Below are 19,458 nucleotides of genomic sequence, written 5' to 3'. Positions count from 1 at the left end.
CATCCTAACCGTTGTTTCGGTCGGGCGCCGCTGCCGGGACCGCGAGTTCGAGTAGCTCCTGCGCGTGCGCGAGACCGGTGGCCGAGTCGGGCAGTCCGGAGAGCAGCCGCGCCATCTCGGCGACGCGCTCGTCGCCGTCGAGTCGGCGCACGCTCGACTCGGTGACCGCACCCGACCGGTCCTTCTCGACGCGCAGATGGTTCGTCGCGAACGCGGCGACCTGCGCGAGGTGGGTGACGACGATGACCTGAGCGGATTCGGCGAGGCGCGCGAGGCGGCGTCCGATCTCGATCGCGGCGGCACCGCCGACTCCGGCGTCGACCTCGTCGAACACGAACGTCGGCACGGAACCGCCGGCGGCGAGCACCACTTCGATGGCCAGCATGATGCGGGACAGCTCGCCGCCGGAGGCTCCGCGGCCGAGCGGTCGCGGCTCGCCGCCGGGATGCGGCTGCAGCAGGAACTGCACGGCGTCGCGCCCGAACGCGGTGAAGTCCTCGCGCCCGCGCACGTCGACGATCAGCTGGGCGTCGGGCATGGCGAGAGCGGCGAGTTCGGCGCTGACCCGTTCGGACAGCTGCGCTCCCGCCGCCTGGCGGATGGCGCTGACCTCGTCGGCGAGCTCCCGCGTCACGGTCTCATCGGCGGCGACATCGTGCCGGAGGGCGTCGATGCGGTCGGTGTCGGTGTCGAGTTCGAGCAGCCTCGCGCTCCCCTCGTCGAAGAAGCGCAGACAGTCTTCGAGGGTCGGGCCGTACTTGCGGGTGAGCAGGGTCAGCTCGGCGATGCGCGTCTGCACCGTCTCGAGCTCCCGGGCCGAGTCGAGGTCGAAGCCGGCCGCATAGCCGGCGAGTCCCGTCGCGGCATCGGACGCCTGGTAGGCGAGCGCATCGACCTGCTCGGCGAGGGCCGCGAGCTCGGGGTCGAGGGACGCCGCGCGTTCGAGGGCCCTGCGCGCCTGCGCGAGGAGAGTGAGCACGTCGCGCTCCTCGTCGACCGACTCGGACGAGAGCATCTCGTGCGCCTCCGCGGCGGCGAGACGGAGCTCCTCCGCGTTGCTCAGCCGGTCGGCGCGCTGCTGGAGCTCGTCGAGCTCTCCCGGCTGCGGTGCGAGCACCTCGATCTCGGCGAGCTGCTCGCGCAGTTCGTCGGCCTCGGCGGATCGCTGGTCGCGGTCGGCGACGAGGCGGTCGAGCTCGTCGCGTCCCTCCGTGAAGCGGCGGTGGGCACTCTGGTACTTCGTGAGAACGGGGTCGAGGTCGGCGGCGGCGAAACGGTCGAGTGCCTCGCGCTGGGCGGCCGCGGAGCGCAGACGGATCTGATCGGACTGCCCGTGCACCACGACCAGATGCTCGGCGAGTTCGGCGAGCAGCGCCGCGGGTGCGGAGCGTCCGCCGACCGCCGCGCGCGATCGTCCTTCGGCGGCGATAGTCCGGGAGACGAGCAGCTCTGCGGAGCCGTCGCCGAGCTCTTCGACCGACCCGCCCGCATCCTGCACCCGGTCGGCGACGACGCCCGCCGCGGGGACGAGCCACCGGGCCTCGACGCTGGCGCGGTCGGCTCCCGCACGGATGACCCCCGCGTCGGAGCGCTCTCCGAGCAGCAGGCCCACCGCGGTGACCACCATGGTCTTACCCGCGCCGGTCTCGCCGGTGAGCGCCGTGAATCCTCGCCCGAGCGGAAGGGTCGCCTCGCCGATGACGCCGAGGCCGCGGATGCCGATCTCTTCGATCACTCGTGCACCGGTCCTCGCCAGCCGGCGACCGGCAGGTCGAACTTGCGCACCAGCCGGTCGGTGAACGCGCCGCGCTGCAGGCGGGCGAGGCGCACCGGCGTCGCGGAGCGCGACAGCTCGACGCGGGAGCCCGGAAGGAGCTCATGGGTGCGGCGACCGTCGCAGAACAGCACCCCGGTGCCGTCGGTGCGGCGCTGCACTTCGATGGCCAGCATCGTGGTGGGCGCGACGACCAACGGCCGGGCGAACAGGGCGTGCGCAGCGAGCGGCACCACGAGCATCGCGTCGATGTTGGGCCACACGATCGGCCCTCCGGCCGAGAAGGAGTACGCGGTGGACCCCGTCGGTGTGGCGACCACCACACCGTCGCAGCCGAAGCTCGACAGCGGACGCCCACCCACCTCGATGACGACCTCGAGCATCCGCTCGCGGCTCGCCTTCTCGACGGTCGCCTCGTTGAGCGCCCAGCTCTCGTAGGTCACCTCGCCGTCGACGCTGACGCGCACGTCGACCGTCATGCGCTCCTCGACGGCGTAGTCGCGGGCGAGCGCCCGGCGGAGGGTCTCGCCGAGATCGTCGCGCTCGGCTTCGGCGAGGAAGCCGACGTGGCCGAGGTTGACACCGAGCAGGGGAACGGACGCACCGCGCACCAGCTCGGCGGAGCGCAGGATCGTGCCGTCGCCGCCGAGCACGATGACGAGCTCGATGTCCTCGGGCGCGACCTCGCCGAAGCTGGCGAGTCCGTCGAGCGCCGGTTCGAAGCCCAACAGGTCGCGGCGTTCGCTCTCGATCAGCACGGGGACGACGCCCTCGGCGCGCAGCCGGGTGATGACTTCGCACGCCGCTTCGAGCGACTCCCGTCGACCGGTGTGCGAGACCACGAGCATGTACCGCGTGGAACCGGGCTGCGGCGAATCGGGATCGGTCACTGTCACGCTCCTGCGATTCCGGGAAGTCGGGCTTCCCATTCTGTCGGATTCGACCCTCCCGATGCCCTGAGATGCACCAGGTACTCGAGGTTCCCGGCGCTTCCCGCGATCGGGGAGGAGATGACGCCGAGGGTTCCGAGACCCGCATCCCATGCCGCCCACAGCACGCCGGCGAGCGCGTCGGCGCGAAGACCGGCGTTGCGCACGACGCCCTGCTTCACCCGCCCCACTTCGAACTGCGGCTTGACGAGCACGATGAGGTCGGCGCCGTCGGCGGCGATCGACGCGAGCGGGGCGAGGACCTGGCGGAGGGAGATGAACGACAGGTCGGCGACGACCAGCGACGGGCGTTCGGACGAGCCGGTCAGCCGCGCGAGCCCGTCGGCATCGAGCTCGCGGACGTTCACCCCCTCATGGGAGTCGACTCGCGGATCGAGGGCGAGCTCCCCGGCGAGCTGACCGTGACCGACGTCGACGGCGATCACCCGACCGGCTCCCCGCGCGAGCAGCACCTGGGTGAAACCGCCGGTCGAGGCGCCCGCGTCGAGCGCCAGCCTCCCGGCCGGGTCGACCGCGAATGAGTCGAGCGCCGCGAGCAGCTTGAGGGCGCCGCGACTGACCCAGTCGTCGACGGCCGTCACCTCGATCGTGTCCGAGCCGACGACCTTGTGAGACGCCTTGGTCACCGGGCGTCCGCCGACGAGGACGACGCCGTCGGCGATGAGACGGGCGGCGTGGGTGCGGGACCGGGTGAGCCCGCGGAGCACCATGGCGGCGTCGAGACGCTCCGCCTGCGGGTCACTGACGGCCATCGGCCTCGAGATCGCGCTTCAGGTCTTCGAGGAGCCGCGCGTACGCGCCGGCGCGGTCGGCGAGCGGAAGCGCGTCGATCTCCTCCACCGAGTACCGGCCAGCGTCGTCGTCCACGCCTTCGAGGGTACTGCCCGCATCGGACACCGACGGCGATGCAGGTGGCACCGCGGGGCAAGTTAGGTTAGCCTCACCTGGCACCAATCACCTACTAGGAGAGTGTCGATCGTGAGATTCCGCCGTACCGTTCTGCCCGCCATCGCCATGGCAGGAGCGGCAGCATTCGTTCTGGCCGGCTGCGCCTCGGGCGGCTCCGAAGGCACCGCAGGCGGAGGCTCGACCGAGGGCTTCCCCGTCTCCATCGAGACGGCGTTCGGCACCACCGAGATCGACGCGAAGCCCGAGAACGTCGCCGCCGTCGCCTGGGGCAACCAGGACGTTGCTCTCGCCCTCGGCGTCGTCCCCGTCGGCATGCCGTTCATCACCTACGCCGACGACAACGGCGACGGCATCCTCCCCTGGGCTCAGGACGCCCTCGACGAGCTCGGCGGCGAGACGCCCGTGCTGTACGACGAGGTCGACGGCATCAACTTCGAGCAGGTCGCCGACACCGCCCCCGACGTCGTGCTCGCCGCGAACTCGGGCCTGTCCGACGAGGACTACACGACGCTCAGCGAGATCGCGCCGACCATCGCCTACCCCTCGATCCCCTGGTTCACGACGTGGCGCGAAGCCACCACCATGAACGGCGCCGCGCTCGGCCTCGCCGACGAAGCGGATGAGCTCGTCACCGAGACGGAGCAGACCATCGCCGACGCGGCCGCGGCGCACCCCGAGCTCGCCGGCAAGACCTTCGCGTACCTGTGGGTCGACCCGAGCGACACGAGCACCAACTACGTCTACCTGAGCGGCGACGCCCGGGTGTCGTTCCTGCACGAGCTCGGTCTCGAGGACTCCGAGGGAGTGAAGCAGCTCGCCACTGAGAACGACGGCGCCTTCTTCGCGACGGTGTCGGCCGAGAACTTCGACATCCTCGCCGACGCGGACATCATCATCAATTACGGCGGCGCCGGCACGCTCGAGGCCATGCAGGCCGACCCGCTGCTCGGCGCACTGCCCGCCGTGCAGAACGGTGCGGTCGCGATCATCGACGAGTCGCAGCCGATGGCCTCCGCCTTCAGCACGCCGACCGTGCTCTCGATCGCGTGGGGTCTCGACGACTACAGCGCGCTCCTCGCCGCCGCGGCCGCCAAGGTCCAGTGACGCAGACGCCGACGACCGGTGCGCCGGCCCGACCCTCCGCGGTCGGGCCGGCGCATCGGCGTCGGCGCCTGCTGATCGGCCTCGGCATCGGCATCGCCGCGCTGCTGATCGCCTCGATCGCGTCGCTGGCCTTCGGCTCCCGCATCGTCAGCTGGGACGAGATCGTCGGCGGCCTCGTCGCTCCCCGCCCCGAGAACTTCGCGGAGCAGGCGGTCGCCTCCCGCGTGCCGCGGACACTGCTCGCGATCCTCGTCGGCGCGGCCCTGGGGGTGGCGGGAGCGGTGATGCAGGGCATCACCCGCAACCCGCTCGCCGACCCCGGCCTCCTCGGCATCAACCTCGGCAGCTCGCTCGGCGTCGTCATCGGCATCGCCGCGTTCTCCATCTCGATGACGAGCCAGTACATCTGGTTCGCGCTCGTCGGAGGTGTGCTCGCCGCGCTCGTCGTCTACGCGATCGGGTCGCTCGGACGGGCCGGCGCGACCCCGCTCAAGCTCGCGATCGCCGGAGCCGCGACCTCGGCCGCGCTGTCGTCGCTGGTCTCCGCGGTACTCCTCGTGCGCACCGACGTCTACAACGTGTTCCGGTTCTGGCAGGTCGGCGGTGTCGGCGGCGCACGGTTCGAGGACATGCTGCCCGTCCTCCCCTTCTTCCTCGTTGGCGCGGTGCTCGCGCTCTTCTCCGCCCGCGGACTCGACGTCCTCGCCCTCGGCGACGATGTCGCGAAAGGGCTCGGCGGACGCGTCGGCCCCTCGCGCGCCGTGGCCGGCATCGCCGCCGTGCTGCTCTCCGCCTCCGCCACCGCGGTCGCCGGCCCCATCGCCTTCGCGGGACTCGTCGTGCCCCACGCCGCCCGCGTGTTCACCGGTCCCGCGCACCGCTGGCTGATCCCCTACTCCGCCATGCTCGGCGCCGTGCTGATGGTCACCGCCGACGTCCTCGGCCGGGTCATCGCGCGTCCCGCCGACATCCCGGTCGGAATCATGACCGCGGTCATCGGCGCGCCGTTCTTCATCTGGCTGATCCGCCGCGCGAAGGTGCGCGAGCTGTGACGACCGAACGGCTGCATCCCGGCTCCATCGTCATCGGTCGGCGCCGGCGCGCGACGCGCAGCACCGTCGTCACGCTCGTGCTGGCGCTCCTCGTCGTCGCCCTGTTCCTCACCACCCTCGTGGTGGGCGAGCGCTTCTACTCCCTCGGCGACGTGTTCGCGGTCATCACCGGCCAGGACGTCCCCGGAGCGTCCTTCACCGTCGGGCGTCTGCGGCTCCCCCGCGCGATCGTCGGCCTGCTCGTCGGTGCGGCGTTCGGCATCGCGGGGATGATGTTCCAGGGGATGCTCCGCAATCCGCTCGCGAGCCCCGACATCATCGGCATCAGCTACGGCTCGAGCGCCGCGGCGGTCACCGCGATCGCCTTCTTCGATCTCGGAGGAGCCGCCGTCTCCCCCGTCGCGATCGTCGGTGGCCTCGTCGTCGCCCTCCTCATCTACGGCCTGTCCTGGCGCGGCGGAGTGCACGGATCCCGCCTGATCCTCGTCGGTATCGCCGTCGGCGCCGTGCTGCTCGCCGTCATCCAATTAGTGCTCACGCGCACCGAGGTGTACAAGGCGGCCGAGGCGCTGCGGTGGATCACCGGCAGCCTCAACAGCGCGTTCTGGGGCGACGTCCTCCCGCTGGTCATCGCGATGGCACTGCTGCTGCCGGCGGCCTTCGCCCTCTCGCGGCAGCTGTCGATCCTGCAGCTCGGCGACGACCTCGCCGCGGGCCTCGGCGTGCGCCCCGAGCGCGCCCGACTGCTCATCGTACTCGTCGGTGTCGGGCTCACCTCGGTCGCCACCGCTGTCGCCGGGCCCATCGCCTTCGTGGCGTTCCTCGCCGGCCCGATCTCCACGCGTCTGCTCCCCGGCGCCCCGCGGATGCTGCCCGCCGCCCTCGTCGGGTCGGCTCTCGTCCTCGGGGCCGACCTCGTCGGCGCCAACCTGCTGCCGACCACCTTCCCCGTCGGGGTCGTGACCGGCGCCGTCGGCGCGCCCTACCTGCTCTGGCTCATCGCGCGTTCCAACCGCAACGGAGGTCGACTGTGACGCAGTCCCGTTCCCTCGCCGTCGAGGCCCTCACCGTGGGCTACGACGACCGCACCGTCCTCGACGGCCTCGACCTCAGCATCCCTGCCGGCCGGATCAGCGTCATCGTCGGGGCCAACGCGTGCGGCAAGTCGACGCTGCTGCGCTCGATGGCGCGGCTGCTTCCGCCGAAGGCCGGAGCGGTGCTGCTCGACGGCAAGGCGATCGCCGACCAGCCGACGCGCGAGGTCGCGAAGGTCCTGGGCCTGCTGCCTCAGACGCCCGTCGCCCCCGAGGGCATCGCGGTCGCCGACCTCGTCGCCCGCGGGCGCTACCCGCACCGCTCGTTCCTTCAGTCGTGGACCCGCGAGGATGAGGCGGCGGTCTCCGGTGCGCTGGCGATGACGGACGTCGCCGAGCTGGCCGACCGATCGGTCGACGAGCTCTCCGGCGGTCAGCGCCAGCGGGTGTGGATCGCGATGGCGCTCGCGCAGCAGACCGACATCCTGCTCCTCGACGAGCCGACGACGTTCCTCGATGTCACCCACCAGATCGAAGTGCTCGATCTACTCACCGACCTCAACCTCGAGCGCGGAACCACGATCGTCATGGTGCTGCACGACCTGAACCTCGCCGCCCGCTACGCCGATCACCTCTTCGCGGTGAAGTCGGGCCGACTGCATTCGCACGGCGCGCCCGCAGAGGTGGTCACGCCCGAGATGGTGCGCGAGGTCTTCGGCATGGAGTCGCGCGTCGTCGCCGACGATGTCTCGGGCACCCCGCTGGTGCTGCCCATCGGTCGCCACCACTCCGCCGAGAGCCGCTGAGCCGGGCCGAGCGGGCGCCCGGTCACCGCCGGGCGTAGAGCCTTTCCGGCACGTCGAGCGCGTAGATCGGGATCCCCGACTCCCAGATGGCCGCGCACGCCGCGCGCAGCAGATCGATCGGCCGATCCCCTTCCGAGTCGATCTCGACACGGTTCGAGCGGATCCCGACGCGTGCTCTTCCCACCGTCGTCGCTCCGCGCTTGTGCACCGTCTCCGGATACGGTTCGGAGAGCTGGCGGAGGTCCTCGAGGATGTAGTTCGGGCGCATGGTCTTGTCGGCGGCGAGCAGCTGCTTCGCGCGGTCGATGCCGGTGAGCACGTGCACCGACGGGATGCCGGCGCGGCTCGCTCCGAGGATGTCGGTGTCCAGCCGGTCGCCGATGAACAGCGGCGACCGCGCCGAGAACCGTTTCACCGCTTCGTCGAAGATCGCCTTCTCGGGCTTGCCCGCGACCTGCGGCAGGATCCCGACGGCGGTGTGCACCGCGGAGACGAGGGTGCCGTTTCCGGGGGCGATGCCGCCCGCCACGGGGATGGTCCAGTCGGTGTTGGTGGCCACCCACGGGATGCCTCCGCCGTCGGAGTCCCGGGCGAGCGCGAACGACGCCTCCGCGAGCTCTCGCCAGCTCACGTCCGGCGCGAAGCCCTGGACGACGGCGTCGGGGCCGTCGGATGCCTTCGGGGTCACCCGATAGCCGGCCTTCTCGACCTCGGTGACGAGCCCCTCCCCGCCGACGACGAGGAGCAGCGCCCCGTCGGGCACGAGCCCCCGCAGGAGCGTCATCGCCGCCTGCGGCGAGGTGACGACGTCCTCGGGTACGACCCGCAGCCCGTACTCGGAGAGGTGCCCGGCGACCACCGCGTCACTGCGGGAGGCGTTGTTGGTGATGTAGGCCACCCGCACTCCCGCGTCGGCCGCGCCGTTCAGCGCGTCGACGGCGTAGGGGATCGCGTCGGCGCCCTTGTAGACGACCCCGTCGAGGTCTGCGAGCAGCACGTCGACACCGTCGAGCGGCGTCGATGCGGCTCGTCCACGCAGCGGGCTCACTCCTCGACGTCCGAGCGGCGGCGGGACTCCGATTCGCCGTCGCCTCGCGCGGGGGCCGACGTGTTGTCGGTCTCCGCGGCGTCGACGGGCGCGGCGTCGTCGGGCTCGGCACCAGTGGTCTCGTCGTCGTCGATCTCGACGATCTCGATCTCGTCGTCGTCCTCGTCGGCCCCGAGTGCCTCTTCGGCGAGGTCGGCGCGATCCCACCACATCGCCGCGTCATCGGTCCGGCCGAGCTCCTCGAGCACGTCCCCGTAGGCGCGGAACAGCGGCGGGCTGTAGCTGAATGCGGTGGTCGGGTCGAGCTCCGGGATCTCGAGTTCCGCCAGCGCCGCGTCGGGCTGGCCGAGGTCGAGCCTCGCGCCGGACATCGCGATCGCGAGGCTCACCCGCGCGCCGACGGGCAGGGAGTCGCGGGGCACCGAACGACCGAGTTCGAGAGCGCGGTCGGGGCGTCCGATGCCGCGCTCGCTGTCGACCATGAGCGGCAGCTGGTCGTTGGACCCCGAGATGCGGCGGTAGGTGCGCAGTTCACGCAGCGCGAGCGCGAAATCGCCCGTCGCGTAGGCGGTGATCGCGAGGCTCTCGCGTACGACGGCGATGCGTCCCGCCCGCCTCGACGCCGACACGGCGTGACGGTGGGCGAGCTCGGGGTCGTCGTCGATGAGCCGCGCCGCCATCACGAGGTGCTTCGCGACCTCGTCGGCGTTCTGCTTCTCGAGGGTCTTGAGCTGGATGCGCGCCCCCTTGTCGAGTTGATTCGCCGTCACGTCCTCCGCGATGACCGGGTCGTCGTGACGTGTGCGGACGGAACGAAGATCGGGACCTTCGCGCTCTTCACGCGGTGCGCGGTCGTCCGTAGGGCGTCGACCGCCGGGGCGCCACGGCGTGCTGCCGCGCTCAGGCTTGTCCCGACCGCGGCCGGCACGCTCGGCGTGCTGGCGGCGCGAATCGCGCGGTTGGTCGTCGCGGTAGCGCCGCTCGGTCCGCTGACCTTCGGAACGCGGGCGATCCGAACGCTGACCGTCCGAACGGGGTCGGTCGGAGCGCTGTCCGTCGGAGCGCGGCCGGTCGGAGCGCTGGTACGACGAGCGGTCGCCGGAGGAGCGTGGACGCTCAGTGCGTTCACCGTCGCGGGGACGGCCGCCGCCCGACCGATCGGCGCGGGGCCGACGATCGCCGTCGGGGCGTCGCTCATCACGGTCGCGAGGGGCGGACCCTTCTGAATCGCTCATCATCACTCCTACCGCCCGACACTCGTCGGGTTCTTCGCTCTTGACTTGTATAACCCGCGGACGGGTGCGCCGCCTGTACGGACTACCGGAAGGGGGTCCGCAGGCCAGGGCGCGTTGCATGCGTTAAACGAAAAGAGGCCACCCATCACTGGGTGGCCTCTTTTCTTGAAAAGGAGTCCGGCGGTGTCCTACTCTCCCACAGGGTCCCCCCTGCAGTACCATCGGCGCTGAGAGTCTTAGCTTCCGGGTTCGGAATGTGACCGGGCGTTTCCCTCTCGCTATGGCCGCCGAAACACTATCGATGTTTCGCCTGACCGTCCACGAATGGACGATTCTTGTTCCCGTACATCGGGAACCACAAAGTGGACGCGAGCAACAGTCGTTGCGATTCATACTCACTACCACTCGAGGTGGTGAAGTAATCAAGTTATCGGCTTATTAGTACCGGTCAGCTGCACAGGTCTTTAGTCCCTGCTTCCACATCCGGCCTATCAACCCAGTCGTCTACTGGGAGCCTCTCCCCAAAAGGGATGGAAATCTCATCTTGAAGCCGGCTTCCCGCTTAGATGCTTTCAGCGGTTATCCGTTCCGAACGTAGCCAATCAGCGGTGCCCTTGGCAGGACAACTGACACACCAGAGGTTCGTCCATCCCGGTCCTCTCGTACTAGGGATAGATCTTCTCAAATTTCCTACGCGCGCAGCGGATAGGGACCGAACTGTCTCACGACGTTCTAAACCCAGCTCGCGTACCGCTTTAATGGGCGAACAGCCCAACCCTTGGGACCTACTCCAGCCCCAGGATGCGACGAGCCGACATCGAGGTGCCAAACCATGCCGTCGATATGGACTCTTGGGCAAGATCAGCCTGTTATCCCCGAGGTACCTTTTATCCGTTGAGCGACAGCGCTTCCACAAGCCACTGCCGGATCACTAGTCCCGACTTTCGTCCCTGCTCGACTTGTCAGTCTCACAGTCAAGCTCCCTTGTGCACTTACACTCGCCACCTGATTGCCAACCAGGTTGAGGGAACCTTTGGGCGCCTCCGTTACTTTTTGGGAGGCAACCGCCCCAGTTAAACTACCCACCAGGCACTGTCCCTGAACCGGATTACGGTTCTAAGTTAGACATCCAGAGTGACCAGAGTGGTATTTCAACAATGACTCCACCCGAACTAGCGTCCGAGCTTCACAGTCTCCCACCTATCCTACACAAGCCACACCGAACACCAATACCAAGCTGTAGTAAAGGTCACGGGGTCTTTCCGTCCTGCTGCGCGTAACGAGCATCTTTACTCGTAGTGCAATTTCGCCGAGTTCGCGGTTGAGACAGCTGGGAAGTCGTTACGCCATTCGTGCAGGTCGGAACTTACCCGACAAGGAATTTCGCTACCTTAGGATGGTTATAGTTACCACCGCCGTTTACTGGGGCTTAAATTCAGAGCTTCGCAAAAGCTAACCCTTCCTCTTAACCTTCCAGCACCGGGCAGGCGTCAGTCCGTATACATCGTCTTGCGACTTGGCACGGACCTGTGTTTTTAGTAAACAGTCGCTTCCCACTGGTCTCTGCGGCCATACGGCGCTCCCGGAGCAAGTCCGTTCACGCTTCAGGCCCCCCCTTCTCCCGAAGTTACGGGGGCATTTTGCCGAGTTCCTTAACCACGATTCTCTCGATCTCCTCGGTATTCTCTACCTGACCACCTGAGTCGGTTTGGGGTACGGGCGGCTAGAACCTCGCGTCGATGCTTTTCTCGGCAGCATAGGATCACTGATTTCCCCCGTGAGGGGTACGCATCGGATCTCAGGCTGTATGAGAGACGGATTTGCCTATCTCTCGCCCTACGTCCTTACACCGGGACAACCACCGCCCGGCTCAGCTACCTTCCTGCGTCACACCTGTTAATACGCTTGCCGCACCAGACTGGGTCGAGTGCTAGGCCACAGGCTTCACCCGAAGGATCCGCCCGTGGATTCGGACTCTTAGCATTACTGGATTAGCATTGGCGGTTCTTCGCCGGTACGGGAATATCAACCCGTTGTCCATCGACTACGCCTGTCGGCCTCGCCTTAGGTCCCGACTTACCCAGGGCGGATTAGCCTGGCCCTGGAACCCTTGGTCTTTCGGAGGACGGGTTTCTCACCCGTCTTTCGCTACTCATGCCTGCATTCTCACTCGTGTAGCGTCCACGGCTGGTTTCCACCGCCGCTTCACTCGCCACACGACGCTCTCCTACCGATCCGTACGGCTGAACCACGAAGGCTTACCAAAAATACGAATCCCACGACTTCGGCGGTGTGCTTGAGCCCCGCTACATTGTCGGCGCGGAATCACTTGACCAGTGAGCTATTACGCACTCTTTCAAGGGTGGCTGCTTCTAAGCCAACCTCCTGGTTGTCTATGCAACTCCACATCCTTTCCCACTTAGCACACGCTTAGGGGCCTTAGTCGGTGGTCTGGGTTGTTTCCCTCTCGACGATGAAGCTTATCCCCCACCGTCTCACTGCTGCGCTCTCACTTACCGGCATTCGGAGTTTGGCTGACGTCAGTAACCTTTTGGGGCCCATCGGCCATCCAGTAGCTCTACCTCCGGCAAGAAACACGCAACGCTGCACCTAAATGCATTTCGGAGAGAACCAGCTATCACGAAGTTTGATTGGCCTTTCACCCCTACCCACAGCTCATCCCCTCCATTTTCAACTGAAGTGGGTTCGGTCCTCCACGACGTCTTACCGTCGCTTCAACCTGGCCATGGGTAGATCACTTCGCTTCGGGTCTAGGACATGCGACTCAAGTCGCCCTATTCGGACTCGCTTTCGCTACGGCTACCCCACACGGGTTAACCTCGCCACATATCGCTAACTCGCAGGCTCATTCTTCAAAAGGCACGCTGTCACCCCTACAAGGAGGCTCCAACGGTTTGTAAGCAAACGGTTTCAGGTACTATTTCACTCCCCTCCCGGGGTACTTTTCACCTTTCCCTCACGGTACTTGTCCGCTATCGGTCATCTGGGAGTATTTAGGCTTACCAGGTGGTCCTGGCAGATTCACACGGGATTTCTCGGGCCCCGTGCTACTTGGGATACTCTCCAAGCCATAACGACATTTCGACTACGGGAGTGCCACCCTCTGTGCTCAGCCATTCAATGCTGTTCGTCTATATCGCGCTGTAACTCGTGCTGATCGGCAGATCAGCCTGAGAGTCCCACAACCCCACACCTGCAACGCCTGCCGGCTATCACACAGATATGGTTTGGCCTGTTCCGGTTTCGCTCGCCACTACTAACGGAATCGCGGTTGCTTTCTCTTCCTGTGGGTACTGAGATGTTTCACTTCCCCACGTTCCCTCTACCCGCCCTATATATTCAGGCGGGAGTCATCAGGTCACATTGCTGCGCCTGACGGGGTTTCCCCATTCGGAGATCCTCGGATCAAAGCTCGTTTATCAGCTCCCCGAGGCTTATCGCAGATTACTACGTCCTTCTTCGGCTCCAGATGCCAAGGCATCCACCGTTTGCTCTTAGAAACTTGACCACATGAGTATGAATCGATCGCCGCAACACTGCTGCTGCGGAGATTGACCAATGATCTTGTGCACCCGAAGGCACACGTAAATCTTTGTTGTGATCCCGACTCCGCCCGCCGTAGCCGGCAGAGTTCGGAATCTAAGATGCTCGCGTCCACTGTGTAGTTCTCAAAGTACGGGCGGTACCCCTCACGACCAGCCCACCAGGGGGTGACATGACGAGGTCCAGAAGTCCCGAACGACCCTCTCAGGCCGGCCCGGTCCCTCAGGACCCAACAGCGTGCACGCCACAGGAACCTCACCAGCCGTGTTCCAGATCCACCCGAAGGCGAACCGTACTGACGAACCGGATCGTGTCAACCCGTGACCTAAATCAATGTTCCACCCATGAGCAAACCACCACAGAACATTCGCCTGTGTAGTGGCTCTGGGATGACCGAAGCCATCCAGAAGCTCCTTAGAAAGGAGGTGATCCAGCCGCACCTTCCGGTACGGCTACCTTGTTACGACTTAGTCCTAATCACCGATCCCACCTTCGACGGCTCCCTCCACAAGGGTTGGGCCACCGGCTTCGGGTGTTACCGACTTTCATGACTTGACGGGCGGTGTGTACAAGGCCCGAGAACGTATTCACCGCAGCGTTGCTGATCTGCGATTACTAGCGACTCCGACTTCATGAGGTCGAGTTGCAGACCTCAATCCGAACTGAGACCGGCTTTTTGGGATTCGCTCCACCTTACGGTATCGCAGCCCTTTGTACCGGCCATTGTAGCATGCGTGAAGCCCAAGACATAAGGGGCATGATGATTTGACGTCATCCCCACCTTCCTCCGAGTTGACCCCGGCAGTCTCCTATGAGTTCCCACCATAACGTGCTGGCAACATAGAACGAGGGTTGCGCTCGTTGCGGGACTTAACCCAACATCTCACGACACGAGCTGACGACAACCATGCACCACCTGTATACCTGCCTTGCGGGGAGACTATCTCTAGCCTTTACAGGTATATGTCAAGCCTTGGTAAGGTTCTTCGCGTTGCATCGAATTAATCCGCATGCTCCGCCGCTTGTGCGGGCCCCCGTCAATTCCTTTGAGTTTTAGCCTTGCGGCCGTACTCCCCAGGCGGGGAACTTAATGCGTTAGCTGCGACACGGAATCCGTGGAATGGACCCCACATCTAGTTCCCAACGTTTACGGCGTGGACTACCAGGGTATCTAATCCTGTTCGCTCCCCACGCTTTCGCTCCTCAGCGTCAGTTACGGCCCAGAGATCTGCCTTCGCCATCGGTGTTCCTCCTGATATCTGCGCATTCCACCGCTACACCAGGAATTCCAATCTCCCCTACCGCACTCTAGTCTGCCCGTACCCACTGCAAGCTGGAGGTTGAGCCTCCAGTTTTCACAGCAGACGCGACAAACCGCCTACGAGCTCTTTACGCCCAATAATTCCGGACAACGCTTGCACCCTACGTATTACCGCGGCTGCTGGCACGTAGTTAGCCGGTGCTTTTTCTGCAGGTACCGTCACTTTCGCTTCTTCCCTACTAAAAGAGGTTTACAACCCGAAGGCCGTCGTCCCTCACGCGGCGTTGCTGCATCAGGCTTGCGCCCATTGTGCAATATTCCCCACTGCTGCCTCCCGTAGGAGTCTGGGCCGTGTCTCAGTCCCAGTGTGGCCGGTCACCCTCTCAGGCCGGCTACCCGTCGTCGCCTTGGTGAGCCATTACCTCACCAACAAGCTGATAGGCCGCGAGTCCATCCTTGACCGAAATTCTTTCCACCCCCAGGAGATGCCTCCGAAGGTCGTATCCGGTATTAGACGTCGTTTCCAACGCTTATCCCAGAGTCAAGGGCAGGTTACTCACGTGTTACTCACCCGTTCGCCACTGATCCACAGAGCAAGCTCTGCTTCACCGTTCGACTTGCATGTGTTAAGCACGCCGCCAGCGTTCGTCCTGAGCCAGGATCAAACTCTCCGTAGATGTCTGACTGCACCCCCACAAAAGCAGGAGGCAAACCATATACCCGCACCCCGGGGAAAACCGGAGACACGAGCGAGTTGATACTGACTAAAAAGACTGTCTACTGACAATCCATCTAACCAAAGGAATCTCAAACCCCTACAAAGCAGAGGCCGAGGTAATTTGGCATTGACTTAGTGCACGCTGTTGAGTTCTCAAGGATCGGACGCTCCACACTCCCCACCACACGGGCAGGGTTCATGCGGGCTTCTTGCGCCGCTCGGATGGAGCCGGTAGATACCAGCTCTGACGCTCCTCACTGGGAGGCGCGCCGTGAAGAGCTGAACTCTTCGGAGCGACTTGATTACCTTAGACCTTCACCGCTGATCCAGCAAGTGGATCAGAGCCAGGTCGGAGGCTCTCGATGTTCCCGCTTGAGGGCCAGAGCTTCTCAGCTCCTCCGCACCGTTTGGGGCAACGAGGAATACATTACGTCCGGTTCCGGCAGGTGCGCAACTCGACGGTCCTGCCCTCGGCTCCGACGACCGCCGGAATGCCCCGTCACGGACGCGGATCGAGTGCCGTTCGTGGCGGATTTCCGCGGATCCGGCGATGACGACGGCCCGGCGGAAGTTCTCCGACGGGCCGTGCATCCCGGGCGTGTCGCCGTGCGGGAGATCGATCGGGCGCTACTCGACGAATACTCCGGCGAGGGTCTTCTTGCCCCGACGCAGCACGGCGACCCCGGCGGGCAGCACCGCATCGGCGAGGGTCTGCGAATCGGACTCGACCTTGGTGTTGTTGAGCGAGACGCCGCCCTGCGCGATCGCGCGCCGAGCCTCGCCGAGACTGGCGGTCAGGCCGGTGTCGACGAGCGCCTGCGCGACGGTGATCGAGGCGGGCGCGGTGGTGTTCGGCGTCTCCCGGAGGGCATCAATGAGGGTGCCGGCGTCGAGTTCTGCGAGATCTCCCCCACCGAACAGCGCCTCGGAGGCGGCGATCACCGCATCGGTCGCCGCGTCGCCATGCACGAGGGAGGTCACCTCGCGTGCGAGCACCCGCTGGGCCTCGCGCCGGAACGGTGCCTCGGCGGTCGCCTGCTCGAGCCGGTCGATCTCGGCGGTGTCGAGGAAGGTGAACACCTTGAGCCGAGCGACGACATCGGCGTCCTGCGCATTGAGCCAGAACTGGTAGAACGCGTACACCGAGGTGAGCTCGCGATCGAGCCAGATTGCGTTGCCCTCGCTCTTGCCGAATTTGGTGCCGTCGGAGTTCGTGATCAGCGGAGTGCCGATCGCGTGCACCCCGACCCCTTCGACGCGGTGGATGAGATCGGTGCCGCTCGTCAGGTTGCCCCACTGATCGCTGCCGCCGGTCTGCAGGATGCAGCCGTGGTCCCGGTACAGCTGCAGGAAGTCGTACCCCTGCAGGATCTGGTAGCTGAACTCGGTGTAGCTGATGCCGGCGTCCGAGTTGAGGCGGGCGCTCACCGCGTCCTTCTTGATCATCGTCCCGACGCGGAAGTGCTTGCCGATGTCACGGAGGAAGTCGATGGCCGACAGCGACGCCGTCCAGTCGAGGTTGTTCACCATCCTCGCCGCACCGTCCCCGCCGAAATCGAGGAATCGCTCGATCTGACCGCGGAGCCGGGACACCCAGTCGGCGACCGTCTCTGGCGTGTTGAGGGTTCGCTCCGCGGTCGGTTTCGGATCGCCGATCAATCCCGTCGACCCGCCGACGAGACCGAGCGGGCGATGCCCCGCCAGTTGGAGTCGGCGCATCACGAGCAGCTGGACCAGGTTGCCGATGTGCAGCGACGGCGCTGTCGGATCGAAACCGCTGTAGAAGACGATGGGCTCGCCGCCGAGGAGCTCGCGGAGAGCGTCTTCGTCGGTCGAGACATGCACCAGCCCGCGATAGCGCAGTTCGTCCCAGACGTTCTCGAAGGCGGGATCGTTGCGCTGACGGGTGAGTACGGATTCGGACACGCCTCTACGCTAGTCGGGCGGGGCAGGCGTCGACGGCGGGGCGTGCCTCGCACGCCGCAGTGGTACTTCTGCCTAGAAGCTTGATTCCGCCCGATTCAGCCTTCAGACTTGACGCATGTTCGTCCTCACCGCCGACCAGGTCGGCAGTCGACACGATCGCGACAGAGTCCCCGACGTGCTGCGCGCGCTCGACGACATAGCGCGCGATCTCGTCTTCCCGATCGAGCGGTACGCGGGCGACGAGATCCAGGTCGTCGCCCGCGACGCCTCGACCGCCCTCACCGTCGTCGAGCGCCTCACCCGCGGTGAGCACTGGCGGGTGGGGCTTGGCGTCGGCGCGGCGACCACCCCGCTGCCCGCCACGGCGAGCGAAGCGACAGGGGACGCGTTCGTCCGCGCCCGTGAAGCGGTCGACGCGGCCCGTCGTCGCGTCACCCGCTTCGCTCTGGTGGGCCCTCCCCTGGACGCCGAGCCCGATGCGCAGGCGGACCCGACTGCCGAACAGGTCGAGGCTCTCGTCGACCTGCAGCTCTCGCTCCGGTCGCGGCGAACCCCTGAGGGGTGGGAGGTGAGCGATCTCCTCGCCGCGGGCCGCTCGCAGCGCGAGATCGCCGAGCTGCTCGGCGTCACCCCGCAGGCCGTCAGCCTTCGGCTCAAGGCGAGCGGATGGCGACTCGAGGAGCGCGCGAGGCCCGCGCTCGTTCTACTGTTGGACGGACTCGATCGCGGGAATCGCGATCAGGAAGGGGCCCTGGACTCGTGATCCCCGTGCATCCCGTTCTCGCGGTGCTCTACTGGATCGCCCTGATCCTGACCCTCGCGGGCACCGCCGCGGTCGCGGTGCTCGCCTGGCGACGCGCGAGCGCCGTCCTCGTCTACGGGGCGACCGGCGGCCTCGGCCTCGCTCTGCTGCTGGCATGGGTGCCGATCGAGGGCGCGGGCTTCGCCGTGCAGGCGCTCATCACGATCCTCGCCCTCGTCGTCGCGGTCGCGGGCGGCGGCCCCGCCGCCGCGCTCGCGCTGGGCTTCGCGTCGAAGGGCAGCGTGCGCGACGGCGAGCACGGTGGCATCATCCGCGGCGCCGACGAGGTGCTCCGCGGAGGGACGGCCATCGGTCTGCTCGAGCGACTCGCGGTCGCGGGAACGCTGCTCGCCGGATTCCCCGAAGGCCTCGCCGTCATCGTGGCGGTCAAGGGCGTCGGCCGCTTCTCGGAACTCGACGACTCGGCGACCCGCGAACGGTTCATCATCGGCTCGCTCGTCAGCCTCATCTGGGCCTGCGCCGCGACGGGCGTCGCGCTGCTCGCACGCGGCTGACTCACTCCTGCCACAGGGGCGGCAGGCTCCGACGCTTCGGGATGTGCGCCCGGTAGGGCGAGACGGTCGCGTCGCCCGGGAGGTAGAAGCGCCATGGGAACGCGTCGGAACCGCCCTCGCCGCTCACCCCGGTGCGCGCGCTGGTGGCATGCGCCGGCGCGTGCCAGGGCAGCTCGAGGTCGTAGGGCTCCGCGAAGAGGTCGGCGCCGCCATCGGAGAGCGGGATGCCGAGCGCGGTCGCGAGCCGGGCCGGGCCTCGCGCGAGGTCGCGGAAGGGCACGGCGCTCCCCCGGCGCTCGCGTGCCGCCTCCTCGCCTTCGATGATCTCGCCGGCGCGCAGCAGGATCCCCGCGGCGCGTCCCTCCGGAAGGCAGACGACGTTCGCGCACACGTGCATGCCGTAGGTGAAGTAGGTGTACAGATGGCCGGAGGGTCCGAACATCACCGCGTTGCGTTTGCCCTTCCCCCGGTGGGCGTGCGAGCCGGGGTCGAGCCCTTCACCCGAGTAGGCCTCGACCTCCGTCAGTCGCACCGCGACGGTGCCGTGCTCCCCCGCCCGGCGCAGCACGGCGCCGAGCAGCAGCGGCGCCGCCTCCTCGGCCGGCCGGTCGAACACGGAGCGCGGCGACGGCATCGTGCTCACGGGTGGGCGGGGCTCATCGACGGCGGGGACTCAGACGAACGTGCCCCGGCCCACGCTGACGATGATCACGTAGGCGAGCACGGCGACGGCGACGAGGATGACGACGGGCAGCAGCCA

The 19,458-nt window shown here is 66.6% G+C and carries 15 protein-coding genes and 3 rRNA genes; 7 read left to right on the top strand and 11 right to left on the bottom strand.

Features of this window, described 5'->3' with window-relative positions; genetic code table 11:
• Window positions 1-4 precede the first annotated feature (4 nt).
• From recN to NGH83_RS15265, 4 genes are read right to left on the bottom strand one after another with little or no spacing between them, the layout of a single operon-like run.
• Window positions 5-1,735 (bottom strand): DNA repair protein RecN, encoded by a 1,731-nt coding sequence (recN, locus tag NGH83_RS05220; protein ID WP_251858005.1) that lies wholly within the window; start codon window positions 1,733-1,735, stop codon window positions 5-7.
• Window positions 1,732-2,622: an NAD kinase gene (locus NGH83_RS05215; protein WP_251858458.1), complete on the bottom strand. Its 891-nt coding sequence runs from the start codon at window positions 2,620-2,622 to the stop codon at window positions 1,732-1,734. Before NGH83_RS05215 ends, recN begins: the two co-directional genes overlap by 4 nt.
• Window positions 2,623-2,666: 44 nt before the next feature.
• A complete protein-coding gene (locus tag NGH83_RS05210; RefSeq protein ID WP_251858004.1) occupies window positions 2,667-3,476 on the bottom strand; it encodes a TlyA family RNA methyltransferase in 810 nt (269 codons plus the stop codon).
• Window positions 3,463-3,591: a hypothetical protein gene (locus NGH83_RS15265; protein WP_256470123.1), complete on the bottom strand. Its 129-nt coding sequence runs from the start codon at window positions 3,589-3,591 to the stop codon at window positions 3,463-3,465. Before NGH83_RS15265 ends, NGH83_RS05210 begins: the two co-directional genes overlap by 14 nt.
• Window positions 3,592-3,702: 111 nt before the next feature.
• On the opposite strand from NGH83_RS15265, the gene NGH83_RS05205 reads away from it, so the two are divergent.
• The 4 genes from NGH83_RS05205 to NGH83_RS05190 are packed head-to-tail and all read left to right on the top strand — an operon-like array spanning window position 3,703 to window position 7,629.
• Entirely contained in the window at window positions 3,703-4,737 is a 1,035-nt protein-coding gene (locus NGH83_RS05205; protein WP_251858003.1) for an iron-siderophore ABC transporter substrate-binding protein, read from the top strand.
• Window positions 4,734-5,789 (top strand): iron ABC transporter permease, encoded by a 1,056-nt coding sequence (locus NGH83_RS05200; RefSeq protein ID WP_251858002.1) that lies wholly within the window; start codon window positions 4,734-4,736, stop codon window positions 5,787-5,789. The genes NGH83_RS05205 and NGH83_RS05200 overlap by 4 nt, the downstream gene beginning before the upstream one ends.
• On the top strand, window positions 5,786-6,823 hold the full coding sequence (locus NGH83_RS05195) for an iron chelate uptake ABC transporter family permease subunit (protein ID WP_251858001.1): 1,038 nt from the start codon (window positions 5,786-5,788) through the stop codon (window positions 6,821-6,823). Before NGH83_RS05200 ends, NGH83_RS05195 begins: the two co-directional genes overlap by 4 nt.
• On the top strand, window positions 6,820-7,629 hold the full coding sequence (locus NGH83_RS05190) for an ABC transporter ATP-binding protein (protein WP_251858000.1): 810 nt from the start codon (window positions 6,820-6,822) through the stop codon (window positions 7,627-7,629). The genes NGH83_RS05195 and NGH83_RS05190 overlap by 4 nt, the downstream gene beginning before the upstream one ends.
• Before the next feature lie 22 nt (window positions 7,630-7,651).
• Here NGH83_RS05190 and NGH83_RS05185 read toward each other — a convergent pair whose 3' ends face one another.
• Together NGH83_RS05185 and NGH83_RS05180 are read right to left on the bottom strand one after the other, a co-directional pair.
• A complete protein-coding gene (locus NGH83_RS05185; protein ID WP_251857999.1) occupies window positions 7,652-8,677 on the bottom strand; it encodes an HAD-IIA family hydrolase in 1,026 nt (341 codons plus the stop codon).
• Window positions 8,674-9,447: a hypothetical protein gene (locus tag NGH83_RS05180; protein ID WP_251857998.1), complete on the bottom strand. Its 774-nt coding sequence runs from the start codon at window positions 9,445-9,447 to the stop codon at window positions 8,674-8,676. Before NGH83_RS05180 ends, NGH83_RS05185 begins: the two co-directional genes overlap by 4 nt.
• Window positions 9,448-9,636: 189 nt before the next feature.
• On the opposite strand from NGH83_RS05180, the gene NGH83_RS05175 reads away from it, so the two are divergent.
• Window positions 9,637-9,903 carry a hypothetical protein gene (locus NGH83_RS05175; RefSeq protein WP_251857997.1) on the top strand — a complete coding sequence of 89 codons (267 nt, stop codon included), beginning with the start codon at window positions 9,637-9,639 and terminating at the stop codon, window positions 9,901-9,903.
• Between the two features lie 184 nt (window positions 9,904-10,087).
• Here the strand turns inward: NGH83_RS05175 and rrf are convergent.
• The 4 genes from rrf to tyrS form a co-directional block, all read right to left on the bottom strand.
• Window positions 10,088-10,204, bottom strand: a 5S ribosomal RNA gene (rrf, locus tag NGH83_RS05170).
• Between the two features lie 126 nt (window positions 10,205-10,330).
• Window positions 10,331-13,441, bottom strand: a 23S ribosomal RNA gene (locus tag NGH83_RS05165).
• 453 nt (window positions 13,442-13,894) lie between these two features.
• A 16S ribosomal RNA gene (locus tag NGH83_RS05160) occupies window positions 13,895-15,414 on the bottom strand.
• The 16S, 23S and 5S rRNA genes sit together here, the layout of an rRNA operon.
• Window positions 15,415-16,082: 668 nt before the next feature.
• Window positions 16,083-17,381, bottom strand: a complete 1,299-nt coding sequence (gene tyrS, locus NGH83_RS05155) for a tyrosine--tRNA ligase (protein ID WP_251857996.1) — start codon at window positions 17,379-17,381, stop codon at window positions 16,083-16,085.
• A 115-nt stretch (window positions 17,382-17,496) separates the two neighbouring features.
• On the opposite strand from tyrS, the gene NGH83_RS05150 reads away from it, so the two are divergent.
• Complete coding sequence (locus NGH83_RS05150) at window positions 17,497-18,144, top strand: SatD family protein (protein ID WP_251857995.1); 648 nt, start codon at window positions 17,497-17,499, stop codon at window positions 18,142-18,144.
• Window positions 18,141-18,698: a hypothetical protein gene (locus NGH83_RS05145; protein ID WP_251857994.1), complete on the top strand. Its 558-nt coding sequence runs from the start codon at window positions 18,141-18,143 to the stop codon at window positions 18,696-18,698. Before NGH83_RS05150 ends, NGH83_RS05145 begins: the two co-directional genes overlap by 4 nt.
• 1 nt (window position 18,699) lies before the next feature.
• On the opposite strand, the gene NGH83_RS05140 is transcribed toward NGH83_RS05145, so the two are convergent.
• Window positions 18,700-19,332 carry a DNA-3-methyladenine glycosylase gene (locus tag NGH83_RS05140; RefSeq protein WP_251858457.1) on the bottom strand — a complete coding sequence of 211 codons (633 nt, stop codon included), beginning with the start codon at window positions 19,330-19,332 and terminating at the stop codon, window positions 18,700-18,702.
• Window positions 19,333-19,458 lie beyond the last annotated feature (126 nt).

Origin of the sequence: Herbiconiux sp. L3-i23, from assembly GCF_023734115.1 — a bacterium.
Taxonomy (GTDB): domain Bacteria; phylum Actinomycetota; class Actinomycetes; order Actinomycetales; family Microbacteriaceae; genus Naasia.
The sequence above is the reverse complement of the archived record's forward strand: the minus strand, read 5'-3'. Positions and strand labels throughout refer to the sequence as shown.

Coding starts and splice junctions, on each gene's coding strand:
- NGH83_RS05150 (WP_251857995.1), top strand. CDS start 17,497: ATGTTCGTCCTCACCGCCGACCAGGTCGGCAGTCGACACGATCGCGAC.
- NGH83_RS05140 (WP_251858457.1), bottom strand. CDS start 19,332: ATGCCGTCGCCGCGCTCCGTGTTCGACCGGCCGGCCGAGGAGGCGGCG.
- NGH83_RS05215 (WP_251858458.1), bottom strand. CDS start 2,622: ATGCTCGTGGTCTCGCACACCGGTCGACGGGAGTCGCTCGAAGCGGCG.
- NGH83_RS05210 (WP_251858004.1), bottom strand. CDS start 3,476: ATGGCCGTCAGTGACCCGCAGGCGGAGCGTCTCGACGCCGCCATGGTG.